Annotated in this window: 1 protein-coding gene; it reads right to left on the reverse strand. The window is 53.5% G+C overall.

Annotated elements, in window-relative coordinates; all coding sequences use genetic code 11:
* Positions 1–256 (reverse strand): CBS domain-containing protein (locus HBA93_RS22135; protein WP_221724677.1); only part of this gene is annotated, 256 nt, incomplete at both ends.

Here is a 256-nt window from a genome sequence, read left to right on the forward strand (position 1 = left end):
TGATTAATCAGATCGATGCGCGTGATCAGCCCGATAAAATCTTCACCATCAACAATCAGTGCCACTTCGTCCCGATCAAAGAAGCTCTGCAAAGCACTCAAAGGCGCATCCACCTGCAACACGCGTGGCTGGCCTGTCATGGCCGTAGATACCTGTGCGGCAAAGCGTGACCAGCGCCCTTCCGGCGGCCCTTCCACAGCTTTCAGAATATCACTTTCATCAATAATACCGACAAGCCTGCCACCATCCAGCACCG

Source organism: Ochrobactrum sp. SFR4, from assembly GCF_019730395.1.
GTDB lineage: Bacteria > Pseudomonadota > Alphaproteobacteria > Rhizobiales > Rhizobiaceae > Pseudochrobactrum.